General features: G+C 62.1%; 15 protein-coding genes and 1 pseudogene. 5 read left to right on the plus strand and 11 right to left on the minus strand.

Annotation, left to right across the window (positions count from 1 at the left end; all coding sequences use genetic code 11):
- The first annotated feature begins 77 nt into the window (after positions 1-77).
- Positions 78-1,529: a hypothetical protein gene (locus tag ACCD05_RS07720; protein WP_413392001.1), complete on the plus strand. Its 1,452-nt coding sequence runs from the start codon at positions 78-80 to the stop codon at positions 1,527-1,529.
- A gap of 69 nt (positions 1,530-1,598) precedes the next feature.
- Here ACCD05_RS07720 and ACCD05_RS07725 read toward each other — a convergent pair.
- The 7 genes and pseudogenes from ACCD05_RS07725 to lgt all read right to left on the minus strand — a co-directional run.
- Positions 1,599-2,030 (minus strand): annotated as a pseudogene (locus tag ACCD05_RS07725) (Kazal-type serine protease inhibitor domain-containing protein); the annotation flags it as partial.
- A gap of 166 nt (positions 2,031-2,196) precedes the next feature.
- Positions 2,197-3,129 (minus strand): ribose-phosphate pyrophosphokinase, encoded by a 933-nt coding sequence (locus ACCD05_RS07730; RefSeq protein WP_018897392.1) that lies wholly within the window; start codon positions 3,127-3,129, stop codon positions 2,197-2,199.
- A gap of 106 nt (positions 3,130-3,235) precedes the next feature.
- Positions 3,236-4,096 carry a hypothetical protein gene (locus ACCD05_RS07735; RefSeq protein ID WP_413392002.1) on the minus strand — a complete coding sequence of 287 codons (861 nt, stop codon included), beginning with the start codon at positions 4,094-4,096 and terminating at the stop codon, positions 3,236-3,238.
- Between the two features lie 113 nt (positions 4,097-4,209).
- Positions 4,210-5,361 (minus strand): M24 family metallopeptidase, encoded by a 1,152-nt coding sequence (locus ACCD05_RS07740; protein ID WP_413392003.1) that lies wholly within the window; start codon positions 5,359-5,361, stop codon positions 4,210-4,212.
- Between the two features lie 5 nt (positions 5,362-5,366).
- Complete coding sequence (pgeF, locus tag ACCD05_RS07745; protein ID WP_413392004.1) at positions 5,367-6,161, minus strand: peptidoglycan editing factor PgeF; 795 nt, start codon at positions 6,159-6,161, stop codon at positions 5,367-5,369.
- Between the two features lie 129 nt (positions 6,162-6,290).
- A complete protein-coding gene (locus ACCD05_RS07750) occupies positions 6,291-7,391 on the minus strand; it encodes a class I SAM-dependent methyltransferase (RefSeq protein ID WP_413392005.1) in 1,101 nt (366 codons plus the stop codon).
- A 23-nt stretch (positions 7,392-7,414) separates the two neighbouring features.
- Positions 7,415-8,263, minus strand: a complete 849-nt coding sequence (gene lgt, locus ACCD05_RS07755; protein WP_181459272.1) for a prolipoprotein diacylglyceryl transferase — start codon at positions 8,261-8,263, stop codon at positions 7,415-7,417.
- 193 nt (positions 8,264-8,456) lie between these two features.
- Here lgt and ACCD05_RS07760 point away from each other — a divergent pair, with 193 nt between their 5' ends.
- The 4 genes from ACCD05_RS07760 to ACCD05_RS07775 all read left to right on the plus strand — a co-directional run bounded on the left by ACCD05_RS07760 (position 8,457) and on the right by ACCD05_RS07775 (position 10,805).
- Positions 8,457-8,729 carry an accessory factor UbiK family protein gene (locus ACCD05_RS07760; protein WP_047506065.1) on the plus strand — a complete coding sequence of 91 codons (273 nt, stop codon included), beginning with the start codon at positions 8,457-8,459 and terminating at the stop codon, positions 8,727-8,729.
- A 394-nt stretch (positions 8,730-9,123) separates the two neighbouring features.
- Positions 9,124-9,624: a YbjN domain-containing protein gene (locus ACCD05_RS07765; RefSeq protein WP_026282796.1), complete on the plus strand. Its 501-nt coding sequence runs from the start codon at positions 9,124-9,126 to the stop codon at positions 9,622-9,624.
- Position 9,625: 1 nt separating this feature from the next.
- The gene (gene proC / locus ACCD05_RS07770; RefSeq protein WP_413392006.1) at positions 9,626-10,447 is read left to right on the plus strand and encodes a pyrroline-5-carboxylate reductase; all 822 of its coding nucleotides are present in this window, start codon (positions 9,626-9,628) and stop codon (positions 10,445-10,447) included.
- Positions 10,448-10,463: 16 nt separating this feature from the next.
- The gene (locus tag ACCD05_RS07775) at positions 10,464-10,805 is read left to right on the plus strand and encodes a tRNA-binding protein (protein WP_047506062.1); all 342 of its coding nucleotides are present in this window, start codon (positions 10,464-10,466) and stop codon (positions 10,803-10,805) included.
- Between the two features lie 50 nt (positions 10,806-10,855).
- Here ACCD05_RS07775 and ACCD05_RS07780 read toward each other — a convergent pair whose 3' ends face one another.
- From ACCD05_RS07780 to ACCD05_RS07795, 4 genes are read right to left on the minus strand one after another with little or no spacing between them, the layout of a single operon-like run.
- A complete protein-coding gene (locus ACCD05_RS07780; protein ID WP_413392007.1) occupies positions 10,856-11,437 on the minus strand; it encodes a DUF1349 domain-containing protein in 582 nt (193 codons plus the stop codon).
- A gap of 7 nt (positions 11,438-11,444) precedes the next feature.
- Positions 11,445-12,821 (minus strand): ATP-binding protein, encoded by a 1,377-nt coding sequence (locus tag ACCD05_RS07785; RefSeq protein WP_413392008.1) that lies wholly within the window; start codon positions 12,819-12,821, stop codon positions 11,445-11,447.
- 26 nt (positions 12,822-12,847) lie between these two features.
- Positions 12,848-13,549 carry a response regulator gene (locus ACCD05_RS07790; protein WP_018897404.1) on the minus strand — a complete coding sequence of 234 codons (702 nt, stop codon included), beginning with the start codon at positions 13,547-13,549 and terminating at the stop codon, positions 12,848-12,850.
- Positions 13,550-14,059 (minus strand): MarR family winged helix-turn-helix transcriptional regulator, encoded by a 510-nt coding sequence (locus ACCD05_RS07795; RefSeq protein WP_047506055.1) that lies wholly within the window; start codon positions 14,057-14,059, stop codon positions 13,550-13,552.
- Positions 14,060-14,379 lie beyond the last annotated feature (320 nt).

A 14,379-nucleotide genomic window follows, 5' to 3' on the forward strand; every position in this document is an offset into this window, starting at 1 on the left:
CGCATGCAACTGCCGGGTTGACAGGGTGGGGGGCTAGCCTTCACATGCGACCTCAAATGGCACGGGAGAAATTCAGCATGCAACTCAAGACCCTAACGGCGACCGCTGTCGTTCTTCTTGGTCTGGTTTCGACGTCTTACGCGGTCGAGATCAACCAGAAGGGCGCCAAGGAAATCGAGGCGAACCTGTCGAAGCTCCTGCCGAAGGATGCAGCCAAGGGCTTCGTGACCGTCAACCCGGCGGGAACGCGCTACGAGATCGTCTATGACTTCGCGGCGCTGTTGAAGAAGGCAGACCCGAAGAATTTCTCCATCAAGGGCCTGAATCCGTGGTCCATCTTCGCAACGCCTGAAGAGAGCGGCCTGTGGACGATCGAGGGCAACAATTCGCTCGACGTCACCGGCTCGTTCAAGGCGCCCGGCCAGCCGAACACCGAATTCACCTATGTCATCGATTCCCTGATTTCGAACGGCATCTTCGATCCGGCGATCAGCTATCTGAAGTCCGGCGACTTCTCCAGCAAGGCGCTCCGCTTCACGTCGAAGACGGAGAAGGAAGAGGTTAGCGTCGAGACCGGCTCGTCGACCTACAAGATGACCTCGTCGGACGGCGAGCTGAAGGGTCGCACCAATTTCGCCGGCAGCGGCACGATGAACGGCTTTGTCGAGACGATCAGCGGCAAGGAAGTCCCGCCGGTCGAGATCCGCGCCGACTCGGTGGATTTCGCGGCTGCCGTGAACGGCGTTTCCGTCAACGATTTCCGCGCGATCCTCGCCTTCATCATCGAACATGCCGATGAGAAGAAGCTCAAGCGCGCCGAGAGCGAAGAGATCAAGGAGCTGGTGCGCAAGTCGTTCCCGCTGATGTCGAGCCTGAACGAGACGGTGACCATGAACAAGGTCAGCGTGTCGAGCGTTGCCGGCAGCGGCGGCGCCGACAGCGTCGACTACACGATCGGCATGAGCGGTCCGAGCGATGCGATGCGGTTCGATGTCGGCATGGCTGCCAAGCAGATCAGCTTCAACAGCGCTCTGCTGCCCGAGATGTATGCGCCCTTCGTTCCCGAAGAGGTGGACCTGCAGTTCGCCTTTCCGGAACTCAACATCGCGGCTGTCGGCGACGAGCTGATGAAGGTCGATTTTGCCGACGACAAGAAGAGCAAGGCGGAAAGCGACAAGGCTTTCGAGAAGCTTTTGACCAATGGCGAGTTCGTCGTTGCGTTCCCGAAGATTTCGGCGCGCTCCAGCGTCTACGATGCCGAGATCTCGGGTGAAGTCCGCGGCATTCCGGAGTCCACTACGGCGTATTCGTTGAACGCATCGATCGTCGCGCGCGACTTCGACAAGACGATCACCGCCATCCAGGAACTGGCCAAGAGCAATCCCGACCTCAATCAGGTTTCCTTCGGCCTGATGATGGTCAAGGGCTTCGGCAAGACCGATCCTGATGGTCGTCAGCGCTGGGACGTCAACGTCGCACGCGATGGTTCGATCACGGTCAATGGCCAGGTAATCAAGGGCGCGAACTGAGCCCAAGTCGTTTCCGGCCCCGTTCGTGGGGCCGGAAACCTGCTGCTCGTCAGAGAGCCAGCATAATCAGCGGCGGCATTCGCCCTGACCGACGATGCGGAAGCCCGCATTGCCTGCCTCGCATGAATTCGAAAATGTCCTGATCTCTCTGCCGCGCTCGCCGCAAACGGGGCGGTATTCGCGCGTGCAGATGCCACCTGGCCGCTGCGGCGGCATCGGCTCTTCATGGGGAGGGCGCGGACGGGGCGGGCGAGGGCCGGGTCCCGGCGTCATCGGTGGCCCGGCGCGGCATTCGCCACGACCGACGATCCTAAAGCCGTTGCTGTTGGCCTGGCAGGCATTGCCGAAGGTCTGCGTGCGTCCGCCACGTTCTCCACAGACGGGCGCGTATTCCATGGTGCACATTTGCGGCTGCGGCGGGCGAGGGCGCGGCGGTGGCGCGGGACGAACCGGGCCTGGTCCGGGTCCGTAACCAGGGCCTGGTCCATAGCCCGGACCCATGTCCGCGGTGCAGGCGGAGAGGGCTGGAAGGATGACCAGCATCGCCAGTCTTATCTGAGATTTCAGTATTGTCGCCATGCCTCTTCCTCCCGTCGGCTGGATATCATTGATAATCCTAGCCGAATTGGCGCGGGGGAGGAAGGGCGGAGAGAAAGTCCTGCCAGCCTCAGTCGAAGAGGCTGGAGACGGATTCTTCCTGGCTGGTGCGGTTGATGGCTTCGCCGATCAGCGTTGCGGTGGTCAGCACGCGGATATTGTGCGCCGACTGGACAGCCGTCGTCGGCTGGATGGAGTCGGTGATGACCAGTTCGCGCAGCTTCGAATTGGTGATGCGGGTGACCGCGCCGCCCGACAGAACGCCATGGGTGATGTAGGCGGTAACGCTTGCAGCGCCCTTGGCGAGCAGCGCGTCGGCCGCGTTGCAGAGCGTGCCGCCGGAATCGACGATATCGTCGATCAGCAGGCAGTCCTTGCCAGTGACGTCGCCGATGATGTTCATGACTTCGGATTCACCCGGGCGATCGCGGCGCTTGTCCACGATCGACAGCAGACAGTCGAGGCGCTTGGCGAGCGCGCGGGCGCGCACGACGCCGCCGACGTCTGGCGAAACAACCATGACGTTGGAGATGTCATAGTTGGCCTTGATGTCGCGCGTCAGGATCGGCACGGCATACAGGTTGTCGGTCGGGATATCGAAGAAGCCCTGGATCTGGCCGGCGTGGAGATCGAGCGTCAGGACGCGATCGGCACCGGCTTCGGTGATCAGGTTGGCGACGAGCTTGGCCGAGATCGGCGTACGGCCCGAAGCGCGGCGGTCCTGGCGTGCATAGCCGAAGTAGGGGAGGACCGCGGTGATGCGGCGGGCCGACGAGCGGCGCATCGCATCAATCATGATGAGCAATTCCATCAGGTGGTCGTTCGTCGGGAAGGACGTCGACTGGACGAGGAAGACATCCTCGCCGCGTACGTTTTCCTGGACTTCCACGAAGATTTCCTGGTCGGCAAATCTTCGGACCGTTGCTCTGCCCAAGGGCACTTTAAGATAGTTGCAGATCTCTTCGGCGAGGTGCCGGTTCGAATTGCCTGCGAAAACCTTCATCTTGGTCCGCCTGTTGCCTGCTGATAGCCGCGCTTTTTAGCCAGCTTGTTTCCGAATGCAAGGGTAAACGCGACTTGCGCCTTGATATTTCCAAAAAGCTTGTGGCTTAACCGCCACGGGCGTCCCGCCACGAGGAAAACTCGGTGATCGTCTTGGACGCAATCTGCTGCATGACGGAGGCCGGTACCACGGCCCAGGGATCCTGCGCTTGCGAGGGAACGCTCTCCTGTCCCTGAATGCGGTGCAGTCGGGCGCCGCTGTTGTCGAGCACATCCCAGACATAGACCACCGTGACCTTGCCGCTGTCGGAAAAGGCCGAGAGGTAACCCTTGAGGATGAAGGCGGTGCTGTTGTCGTTCGAGCTCTTGATCGAGAGGCCGTGCGAGCGGGCTTCGGCGCCGAGCTGCCGCGACAGGGGCGTCACGGCCTGCACCGGAGCGCCGATGATCGGCAGGAAGCGGACGGTCGATGCGCCGGATGGCGTCAGCATCGCCGTGCGCTTCGGCTCGGCTGCCTTTTCCTTGGCTTCTGCGTCGGCGATGTCCTGCTCTTCGGCCTGGGCATTGGATACAGGTTCCGAAACGGTGTCGGAGACCTGCTCGGAAAGAGGCTGGCTGCGGATCGCGGCAGACGCTCTTGGCGATTGTTCGGTCTGGCCATCGAGCGCGTAGGCCTGGGCCTGCATCGTGGTCGGCGGAGCGCCGCGACCGGATATGGGGCCTGATGTGGTGTCCTGCTCGACATAGGCGGGGTGGTAGCCGCCCTCGCGCGGCGAAGACGCAAACGTCTGGCTGCGGCGCGGTGTGCCGGCCATGCGCTCGACCTCGCCCTGGGTGACCGGCGTCGAGCGGATGCTGCCCGAGGTGTCGCCGATGTCGACGAGGGGTGTCAGGGCATCCGTGGTATTGCAAGCTGAAAGCAGGGCAAGGCAGGCGATGAGCGTGAGCGCTGTCGCAAGTCGCGTCATCCCTCGTGTCATCCTTCTTTTCGTGCGCGTGTTGCCACGCGGCATATGCCCCGGCCAACTTTATGACGGTCGGGGCACTGCAATGTCAATTGTCGATTCTAAAGGGTACCCACTCAGAGGTTGATGAAGTCGAGCGGGTGACGCGACAGCGCCTTCGGCTCGTCGGCGGTCGTGAGATAGGTTTGGCCCAGCGTCATGGCCGTGCCGCTGTCGGAATCCATGATGATCATGTGGACGAAGAGCGACATGCCCGGTTCGATCGGCTGCGGATTGCCGACATGGAACATCTGGTGTTCCATCCACGAGGGCGAGAAGCGGGCGCCGAGCGAATAGCCGCAGGCGTTCAGGCGATGACGCGAGAGGCCGCGCTCCTCCATGATCTTCGAGTGGACGTCGAAGACATCGCCGAATGTGTGTCCCGGCTTCAGTACGGTTTCGATGGCCTGGATGTTTTCGAGGCAGGCATTGTAGAGCTCACGATGGCGATAGCTCGGTTCGCCGATGACGATCGTGCGCATCATCGCGGCGTGGTAATGCGCGTAGGCGCCGGCCCATTCCAGCGTCAACTGGTCGTTGGCGTCGAGCCTGCGGCGGCCGGCCTTGTAGCGGCAGAGCAGGGCGTCGACGCCGGAGCCGATGATGAATTCGTTGGCGGGATAATCGCCGCCGCCGGCAAAGACGGCACCCTGCATGGCAGCGAGGATCGCGGCTTCATCGGCGCCTGCCTTCGTCAACGAGAGGGCCGCGTCCAGCGCGTCGTCGGCAAGGGCTGCGGCGCGCTCGACATAGGCGATCTCCGTCGGGCTCTTGATCAGGCGCAGGCGGCTGACGAGGTAGGAGGCATCGGAGATCTGGCCGAAGGCCATCAGCTGCGTGTCGAGAAGCCTTGCGATACGGCCGGTCATGCCATGGGTGTCGTATTCGACACCGATGCGCGCGCCGAGCAGGTCCATCTCGACCAGGAGGTTCTTGAGATCGACGGTCGGGTCGGCGTTGACGCGATCGACCCAGATATGAATGTTTTCGATGACCGACGTCTGCCGCGCCTGGCGCAGATCGGCGGAGCGCGTGAGGAGCGCCATGGTGCCGTCGGCCTTGACGACCAGCGTCTGGAAGAAGCAGTAGCCGAAGGTATCGTAACCCGTCAGCCAGTACATGCTTTCCTGGGCGAAGAGGAGGAGGGCATCGAGCTTCTCCTCCTGCATCTGTTGCGTCAGCCGCGCGAGGCGATCGGCGAATTCGGAGGTTTCGAAGTGTAGGCCCATACCGGTCACATCTCCCTTATGGCAATTGCCGAAATCTGTCGGCCGTAGTCCGGTTCCTGGCTGTGTGTCGTTCTTCGGTAGGAAAAGAAGCGTTCGCTGTCGGGGTAGGTGCAGACGCCGAGGCTTTCGGCCCTGACGCCGGCGGCGCGCAGCCGGTCGATGGTGAAGGACGGGAGGTCGAACATCGAATGGCCGGGCTTTTCCGACGGGGTGAAGTAGCGCTGGTAGTCGCCGTTTTCGCTGACGAAGCGCTCGACGAATTCGGGGCCGACCTCATAGCTCGCCTTGCTGATCGATGGTCCCAGGCAGGCGACGATCGCCTCGCGCTTGGCACCGAGCTTGATCATGGCATCGATGGTGTTTTCCAGCACGCCGGTGAAAGCACCCTTCCAGCCGGCATGGGCGGCGCCCACCACCTTGTTTTCCGGATCGGCGAACAGGATCGGTCCGCAGTCGGCGGCGAGCACGCCAAGCGCGATGCCGGGCGTTGCGGTCACCAGCGCATCGGCCGGCTGGCGGGTGCCGTCATAGGAGGCGTCGACCACGACGACGTCGGGCGAATGCACCTGATGCACGGTTGCCAACCGCTCGACCGGAAGGTCGAACCAGCCGGCGACGCGTCTGCGGTTCTCCTCGACCTTGGCGCGCTCATCGTTGGAACCGAGGCCGACATTGAGGCCGCGATAGATGCCGTCGGAGACGCCGCCCTGCCGGGTGAAATAGCCGTGTTGGATGGCGCTGCCCGTCGCTTCGTTCAGCAGCGCGCTTTGGATCGGTTCCGGGGAGGGCGCATGTGTCATCGGTCGTTCCAAGATCTGTTTTGGCCCAAGATTTGTTTCGGCCCGAGATTTGTTTTAGCGACGCCCAGACGGTGTGACGGACGAAGCGCTGTCGATTGCGGCGATGTTGACCCCGCTGCGCGTGCGCTGTCAATCCACGGAACGGAACGGCATCAGATCGATGGCGGGATGGGAAACGGCCATCACCTTGAAGAGTTCCCCCATCTTCCCTTCGCCTTCGCCGGCCAGGCGGTCGACGGCGGCCTGGATGATCTGCTGGGTGCGGGGTTCGCGATCGCGGCCGAGGGCGGCGGCGCGTTCCAGGATACCGAGGCCCACCAGGAAGTCGCCCTGGTGCAGCTGTCCGTTGACGTGGAGCCCGGCTGCCACGGCGGTCTCGCCGAGCGCCTGGAAATCGACGTGGCTGGTCAGATCGGCTTCGCCGGGGTGGGCGAGCGGCGGGTCGAATTCGTGCATGCGCACGGCCTGCAGCGTATCGCCGAAGCCGGTGATCAGGTGGCCGTAGTCGAGCGCCAACGCCGTGCCGCCAAAGGCCTTCAGCCGATCGGCGATGGCGACCATGACGGATTCGCGGGCAGGGGCGATTTCGAAGAGGGTGCCGAGCGGCACGGTCGCTGCCTGCTCCGGCAGCAGCTGCGGGTCGATGCCGGCGACGCCGGTTCCGAAGGACAGTTCGTCATCGACGTCGAGACCGACCATGCGTTCGCGAAAGCCGGTCGCGGTCTTCACGAACTGGCGGATGGGGATGGCGTCGAAGAGTTCGTTGGCGGCGATCAGCGTGACGCCCGGCGGGATTTCATCGAAGCCGTTGTGCCAGCTGATCCTGCCCTGATGGGCGGCGAGCGTCTCCGCCTGTACTTCGCGCAGGCGCGGGCTGGTCTCGACGAGGTGGACGCTCATCGTTTCGAAGAGTGGCGGCGCGAGGCGCTCGATGACGCGCAGCATGTCCGACATCATCGTGCCGCGTCCGGGGCCGATCTCGACCAGCTTCACATCCGACGGCGTGCCGTGGCGCTGCCATGCGTGGACGATAAAGACGCCGATCATCTCGCCGAAGAGCTGGCTGACCTCGGGCGCGGTGACGAAGTCGCCGGAACTGCCGAAGGGTTCCTTTGTCTTGTAATATCCGTATTCGGGGTCGGCGAGGCACAGCGAAAAGTAATCGGTGACGCTGATCGGACCGTTCGCCTGAATGATAGCCTTGATCTTCTCACCGAGTGCGGTGGTCATGTTCTCCTCCTCCGGTGCCGCGATCAGGACTGCAGGGCAGCCTGACGACGGGCGCGGATCATGGCCCAGAGGCCCAGCAGGATCATCGGCGACGACAGAACCATGCCCATCGTCAGCCAGTTGGTGCCGAGAAGGTAGCCGAGTTGTGCGTCAGGTTCACGGAAGAACTCGACGAAGATGCGCGACAGCGCATAGCCGCAGACGAAGACGCCGGCGACGAAGCCGGGGGTTTTCAGCGCCTTCATGCCGTAGATGAGGGCGGCGAGCACGAGAACCAGCACGATGCCTTCGAGGCCCGCTTCATAAAGCTGGCTCGGATGACGCGCGAAAGGGCCGCCGGTCGGGAAGACAACGGCCCACGGCACGTCCGTCAATCGGCCCCAGAGCTCGCCATTGATGAAATTGGCGATGCGGCCGAAGAAGAGGCCGACGGGAACGACGGCGGCGACGATATCGAAGAGGTTCCAGAGCGGGATCTTGTTGCGCTTGGCGAAGATGATCATGGCGATCGTCGTGCCGGTCAGGCCGCCATGGAAGGACATGCCGCCGTTCCAGATCTGGATGGCGCGGATCGGGCTCTCGATGATCGCGGGCATGTCGTAGAACAGGATATAGCCGATGCGGCCGCCGAGGACGACGCCGAGCGCCACCCAGACGACGAAATCGTCGAGCTGCGCCTTGGTGATCGGCGAGACATTGCCGGGCCAGAGGCTGTCATTCGCGGCGATGAGGCGCGCGTAGTACCAGCCGATCATGATGCCCGCGACATAGGCCAGGCCGTACCAGTGAATGGCCACGGGCCCGATTGCAAAGGCGATCGGGTCGATATTGGGGAACGGCATGATGGCCATAAGGTCGGCAGCTGTCTGCAAGGTAATCCCATCCGTTGATGTGGGCGGAAGATGGCCTTGCCATAACAGCGGGTCAAGTTGATTGTTAGTGATGCGAGATAAGTGCGACCGCTTATCCAGTGCAAAGCGCTTGCATCCTTAACGGCGAAGCCCTACCTCATTCCTGAGGGCCGAGACCGGCCGGAAGCCATTATTTCAAAGGGAGTAAACCGCCATGACGACAGGCGCAAACCGCATCATGGACGAGTTCGCAAAGCTGATGACAGATGCCGCAGGTGCCGCCCAGGGCGTGCGCAAGGAAGTCGAGACGATGTTCAACGCGCAGGCCGAGCGCTGGCTGAACAGCATGGACGTGGTCAAGCGGGAAGAGTTCGAGGTCGTCCGCGAGATGGCGATCAAGGCGCGCGACGAAAATGATGCGCTGCTGGCACGCATCGCCGCGCTCGAGGCCAAGCTCGAATCCAAGCCTGCCGCCAAGGGCAAGTAAATCCCGTTTGGGGACAGGGCGCGGTGTGGCCTTTGAGAGACACACCGCTCCTTCGGCCAAAAAATCGGGTGTGTTTATCCACCTGTGGACACTGCCAAAAAAGCCAATGGGCAGAGTCGTTTATACCCTCCTTCTGAATCCAATTCCCAACACCTTTCCACAGTGGCGTTCCCTAAAACGGCCCTCAGGGGGCTGGCACACCACCGGGTGCGTTATACACTGATTTTAAATGATGATTCGAAGCAGTTGGTAAGCTCCGGGCAGGTTCACTGCGTAAGTCTGGTAGCGGTTCAACGGTCATCTGGGTTGGTGGTTTCCGGGTTAGTTGCGTGTGTTCGCTTGTGTCTCGTTGGACGAAGTCGTTACGCATTCACTCCGGTCAAGAAGGTGCTGCATGAGCCTCATGGAATTGGAAGTCGAGCGTCAGTCGAACCCGGTCGATATGATCGAGTACGTCGCCGCCCACAACGACTGGGCTTTCGAGCGGTCGGGTGACGACGAAATCGCGATGACGGTCGAGGGCAAGTGGACGGATTATCACGTCTCCTTTTCCTGGATGGAGGAATTCGAGGCGCTGCATCTCGGCTGCGCCTTCGACATCAAGATCCCCGAACAGCGCATGAATGAAGTGACGAAGCTTCTGGCCGGGATCAACGGTCAGGTGCTGATGGGTCACTTCGACGTCTGGCGTCAGGAGGATGTGATCATCTTTCGCCAGTCGCTGCTGCTTGCCGGCGGCGCGGAGCCGACGAACCGTCAGGTCGAAGTGCTGCTCGCCAGCGCGCTCGATACCTGCGAGACCTATTATCAGGCGTTCCAGTTCGTGATCTGGTCCGGCATGGACGCCAACCGCGCCATGGAAGCCGTGTTGTTCGAAACCGTGGGTGAAGCGTAACATGTCCGGTCTGTCGTCCTCGGGTCCAATCGTTCTTGTCGGCGCCGGCAATATGGGGGGCGCGATGCTCTCCGGCTGGCTGAAGAATGGTGTGCCCGGTGCCTCCGTCGTCGTCGTCGATCCCGGCCCCTCGGCCCAGATGATGGCGACGATCAATGAGGCGGGCGCCAGGCATGTGACGGCGCTGCCCGCCGAACTGAAGGCCGGCGTGCTGTTTCTGGCGGTGAAGCCGCAGGTAATGGACGCCGTGCTCCCCTCCGTGAAGAGTGCCGTCGGTGCCGAGACGGTCGTGGTTTCGGTCGCGGCGGGCAAGACGCTCGGTTTCCTCGAATCCCATCTCGGCGAAGCGGCGATGGTTCGCGCCATGCCGAACACGCCGGCCATGGTCGGCCGCGGCGTGACCGGCGCCTTCGCCAATGCCCGCGTTGGCCAGAACCAGCGCGATCAGGTGCATGCGCTGCTCAGGGTCTCCGGACCCGTGGAGTGGGTACCTTCAGAATCCGATATCGATGCCGTTACAGCCCTTTCGGGCAGTGGTCCTGCGTATGTGTTCTATCTCGTGGAGTGCATGGCAGAAGCAGGCCGCAAACTCGGCCTGCAGGCGGACCTTGCCATGCGGCTTGCACGGGAAACTGTCGCGGGGGCTGGTGAACTCTTGTACCAGTCCCCCGACGACGCATCGAAGCTTCGCCAGAACGTGACGTCGCCAGGCGGCACGACGGCGGCGGCGCTCTCGGTGCTGATGGCTGACGATGCGATGCAGCCGTTGTTCGACAAGGCGCTTTCGGCCGCTCGCAAGCGCGCCGAGGAGCTGGCGGGTTAATTCAAGGCGTATTTTGATGACCGAAGAGATTACCTACGGCGATTTCGAGCGGGTCGACATCCGTGTCGGCACCGTGATCGAGGCCAATCCGTTTCCCGAGGCGCGCAAGCCGGCCTTCAAGCTTTTGATCGACTTCGGGCCGGAGATCGGCGTCAAGAAGTCCTCGGCGCAGATCACCGTGCACTATACGCTTGAAAATCTCGTCGGCCGGCAGGTGCTGTGCGTGGTCAATTTCCCGCCACGGCAGATCGGGCCGTTCCGCTCCGAGGTTCTGACGCTCGGCTTCGAGGACGAGGCCGGCGCCATCGTGCTCGCGGCGCCGGACAAGCCGGTGCCAAACGGCAAGAAGATCATGTGATTGGTGGAGCGCCGCCGTGGCCTTGTGCCCGGCGGTTCAATGCCGACATTCTAGTGAATATCGCGTGAGATCGGGTCCGAGAGGCTGAAATCGTGAAACGTGGCTTCGAAGCCGGCGCGTTGCGGTGAGCAGAAGACCGGGCCGACCATCAATTCCGTAAACTTCGGGTCGAACCAGGCGAGGCGCGCCATGCGCCAATCCGCCATCAGGTCCGTCCTGCACTGGATGAACAGCGCATCGCCGTTGCGCGTGACCCGCACCGACAGCCTTGCGAAATCATGGTCGATGCGAAATGCCGACCAATCGGAATTGCCGTTGGTGACGACGACGCTGAAGTGGCGGGCGCCGTCGGTGTATTCGATCCCGCATTTCATCCAGTGCGTCGCGTCGGCGCGCAGCATGATGCCGGCCTGATCGTAGAGCGCCTGGTAATCCGCCGAAAAGCTCAGCTCTGCGGTGAAGTCGCCTTGGCGTAAACGATGGAGGAAGTGGCCGTCGTCGCGGTGAAAGCCGTAATAGGTTCCCTGCCAGAAATCGGTCTTGTCGCCGGAGCGCACGTGCAGGCCGTCGTCGCGCTGCTCGGAGAGGGGCGGCGGGTTGAGCCAGGTCATATCCGTCAAATCGATCGCCATCGTGATCTCAGGCCGGAATGCGGATGACGGCGCGCAAGCCACCTGAGGGGCTGTCGCCAAGCGTAACGTTGCCGCCATGGCTGCGGGCGATGTCGCGGGCGATCGCAAGGCCGAGACCCGTTCCCGACGCATCGAGGTTGCGGGCTTCGTCGAGGCGGAAGAAGGGCTTGAAGACGTCTTCGCGGTTCTGTTCGGGAATACCGGGGCCGTCGTCGTCAAACACGATCGTCAGCCACTTGGCGCCGTGCTTGGCCTCGATGTTGAGGGTCTTGGCGTAGCGGCGGGCGTTGGAGGCGAGGTTGGTGACGAGGCGCGTGAATGCGTTCGGCCGGACCACGATATCGTCGTCGCCCTCGATTGAATAAGTGAGCGTCTTCTTGTGCAGGGCGAAGTCCGGCTCAAGCTTCAACAGCAGCTCGCTCAGCTTCAGCTCGCCGACATCTTCCTCGACCTCGCTGCGGGCGAAAGCCATGTAGGCTTCCAGCATCGACTGCATGTCGTTGACGTCGTCGCTCATGCCTTGAAGATCGGGATTGTCTCCGGCGAGTGCGAGCTGCAGCTTGAAGCGCGTGAGGATGGTGCGCAGGTCGTGGCTAACCCCTGTCAGCATCGCCGTTCGCTGCTCCATCTGGCGTTCGATGCGCTCGCGCATGAGGATGAAGGCGAGGCCGGCGCGGCGGACTTCGTCAGCGCCGCGCGGGTAGAAGTTTTCAGCCTTCTGGCCCTTGCCGAAGCTTTCGGCGGCGGCCGCGAGTTTCTGGATCGGGCGGATCTGGCCCCTCAGGAACAGGATGGAAATGGTGATCAGCACCAGCGAGGCGCCGACCATCCAGACAATGAAGATATGGGTGTTGGAGGCGTAGGTCTGGTTGCGCTTGGCGAGCACGCGCAGGATCTTGCCGTCGAGTTTCACCCTGACCTCGACGAGATTGGAATCGCCGACCGTGTCGATCCAGAAGGGGCGCTTGATCTGGTCGCGGATCTCGTCGCTCAGAATGCCGTCGAGAATGGAGAAGAACGGCTTGATGCGGGGCGGTGGCAGCTCGCCATCGGGCTCGATCGAGATCTGCAGGCCGAGCTGGTCGCGGGCGATGCGGGTGGCCTCGCTGTAGTCGGTATCCTGCGGGTAGGTCTCGATCATCTGGATGATCGCGGCGATATCGGCGGTCACGGCCATCGACAGGCGCTGGGTGACCATCTGCCAGTGCCGCTCCATAAAGACGGCGGCGACGACGGACTGCAGGAGCACCATCGGCATGATGATGATGATCAGCGAACGGACGTAAAGGCCCTTGGGAAGCTGGCGGCGCAGCAGGCGCGTGAACCAACGCCAGCCGGAAACCGGCGAGCGGTCCTCGCGTCGCAGGGAATCGAATGTCACCATCTAATGCCTTTCCGGGTCCCGGATCATCAATCGATGCTCAGGCGGTATCCTATACCACGAACCGTCTGGAGCCAGACCGGATTTGACGGATCGTCCTCGATTTTGCGGCGCAGGCGGTTGATCTGCACGTCGATCGTGCGCTCGCCGACATCGACATCGTTGCCGATCAGTTCGTGGCGGGGGATTGTGTCGCCGGCGCGCTTGGCGAAAAGCAGCATGATTTCCTGCTCGCGATCCGTCAGGCGCACGATCTCGGCGGCCTTCTTGAGCTCGCGGCGGGTGAGCGAGAATGTGTAGGGGCCGAACATGACCTGTTCGATCTTCGGCGCATCGCCGGAGACGTTGCGGCGCAGGATGTTGTTGATGCGGAGCACCAGCTCGCGCGGGTCGAAGGGCTTGGGCAGATAGTCGTCGGCGCCGGCCTCCAGACCGGCGATGCGGCTGTCGGATTCGGCGAGCGCCGTCAGCATGATGATCGGCACGTTCTTGATGATGCGCAGATCCTTGGTGACGTCGATGCCGGATTCGCCGGGCATCATCACGTCCATGATGATCAGATCGAAATCGAGGCCGCCAAGCTTGCGGCGTGCTTCGGCGCCATCGGCCGCGACCGTCACACGGAAGCCGTTCTCGCTCAGATAGCGGTTGAGCAGCGCGCGAATACGCGTGTCGTCATCCACAACGAGCAAGTGTGCCGCATCGTCCGAAATCACTATCTTCGCCGCCATTCAGTCCGCTTTCGAGTTTTGTCTGTTCTGCATGCCACTCAGGAAGGCTTTCACACCCGCCCTGACCTCCGGGGAGGCTCCGTCGAATGCTCTCTCAATACGGCGCGATTGCGGCTCGGCGAGTGCAAGCGCCAGATCCCTGCCGGTCGCGGTGGGATAGAGCTTGCGCTGACGTCGGTCCTCAGGCCCCGCTTTTTGTTGAATATACCCCGAATCGATAAGCTGTTTGAGTACCCTTGCAAGACTCTGTTTGGTTATCTTCAACGTATCCAGGAGATCGGCAACGGTCATGCCGGGGTTTCGGTTAACGAAATGCACCACGCGGTGGTGCGCACGTCCAAAGCCGCTCTTTGCCAGGATGGCATCAGGATCCGATACGAAGTCCCGATAGGAGAAAAACAGGAGCTCGATGATGTCGAAGTCGATGGTTTCGGTGTTTTCCAACGGCTTGGTCAAAGGCTCCGGCTTGGGCTCCTGCCTGCCGGCTCTCGGGCTGCTCTGTCGTGCCAATTTGGCATTTCCTTTCCTAGTCTGCGCCGTTTGGCCGGAGCACGCGGGACCATAGGTCAGCAATGATGACATATGTTCCAGTGTCCGTCGGTTTCCGGCTTTCGCGCGTGCAAAGAAGATCGGTGTTATCAGTCGAACCGAGATGCCTCCGCGCAAAACTCCCCATGCGATACGCAATTCCCCTGCGTGATTGGATTAAGAGGCATATTTGCGGCAACAATCAACAGGCATGACGCGAGCGTTGCGGCGAGTTCACAGCCGTCTGGCGAGCGCGCATCAAAAAGGCGGCCGGGTGGCCGCCTTTGTTGTCCATGATTTCA

Origin of the sequence: Rhizobium sp. Rhizsp42 (assembly GCF_047304155.1) — a bacterium.
In the GTDB taxonomy this organism is placed as follows: Bacteria; Pseudomonadota; Alphaproteobacteria; order Rhizobiales; family Rhizobiaceae; genus Rhizobium.

Bases quoted from the DNA above. Each gene is read 5' to 3' on its own strand.
- ACCD05_RS07735 (WP_413392002.1), bottom strand. From the start codon at position 4,096: ATGACGCGACTTGCGACAGCGCTCACGCTCATCGCCTGCCTTGCCCTG.
- ACCD05_RS07765 (WP_026282796.1), top strand. From the start codon at position 9,124: ATGAGCCTCATGGAATTGGAAGTCGAGCGTCAGTCGAACCCGGTCGAT.
- ACCD05_RS07790 (WP_018897404.1), bottom strand. From the start codon at position 13,549: ATGGCGGCGAAGATAGTGATTTCGGACGATGCGGCACACTTGCTCGTT.
- ACCD05_RS07750 (WP_413392005.1), bottom strand. From the start codon at position 7,391: ATGACCACCGCACTCGGTGAGAAGATCAAGGCTATCATTCAGGCGAAC.
- proC (WP_413392006.1), top strand. From the start codon at position 9,626: ATGTCCGGTCTGTCGTCCTCGGGTCCAATCGTTCTTGTCGGCGCCGGC.
- ACCD05_RS07720 (WP_413392001.1), top strand. From the start codon at position 78: ATGCAACTCAAGACCCTAACGGCGACCGCTGTCGTTCTTCTTGGTCTG.
- ACCD05_RS07730 (WP_018897392.1), bottom strand. From the start codon at position 3,129: ATGAAGGTTTTCGCAGGCAATTCGAACCGGCACCTCGCCGAAGAGATC.
- ACCD05_RS07785 (WP_413392008.1), bottom strand. From the start codon at position 12,821: ATGGTGACATTCGATTCCCTGCGACGCGAGGACCGCTCGCCGGTTTCC.
- ACCD05_RS07760 (WP_047506065.1), top strand. From the start codon at position 8,457: ATGACGACAGGCGCAAACCGCATCATGGACGAGTTCGCAAAGCTGATG.
- pgeF (WP_413392004.1), bottom strand. From the start codon at position 6,161: ATGACACATGCGCCCTCCCCGGAACCGATCCAAAGCGCGCTGCTGAAC.
- ACCD05_RS07775 (WP_047506062.1), top strand. From the start codon at position 10,464: ATGACCGAAGAGATTACCTACGGCGATTTCGAGCGGGTCGACATCCGT.
- ACCD05_RS07740 (WP_413392003.1), bottom strand. From the start codon at position 5,361: ATGGGCCTACACTTCGAAACCTCCGAATTCGCCGATCGCCTCGCGCGG.
- ACCD05_RS07780 (WP_413392007.1), bottom strand. From the start codon at position 11,437: ATGGCGATCGATTTGACGGATATGACCTGGCTCAACCCGCCGCCCCTC.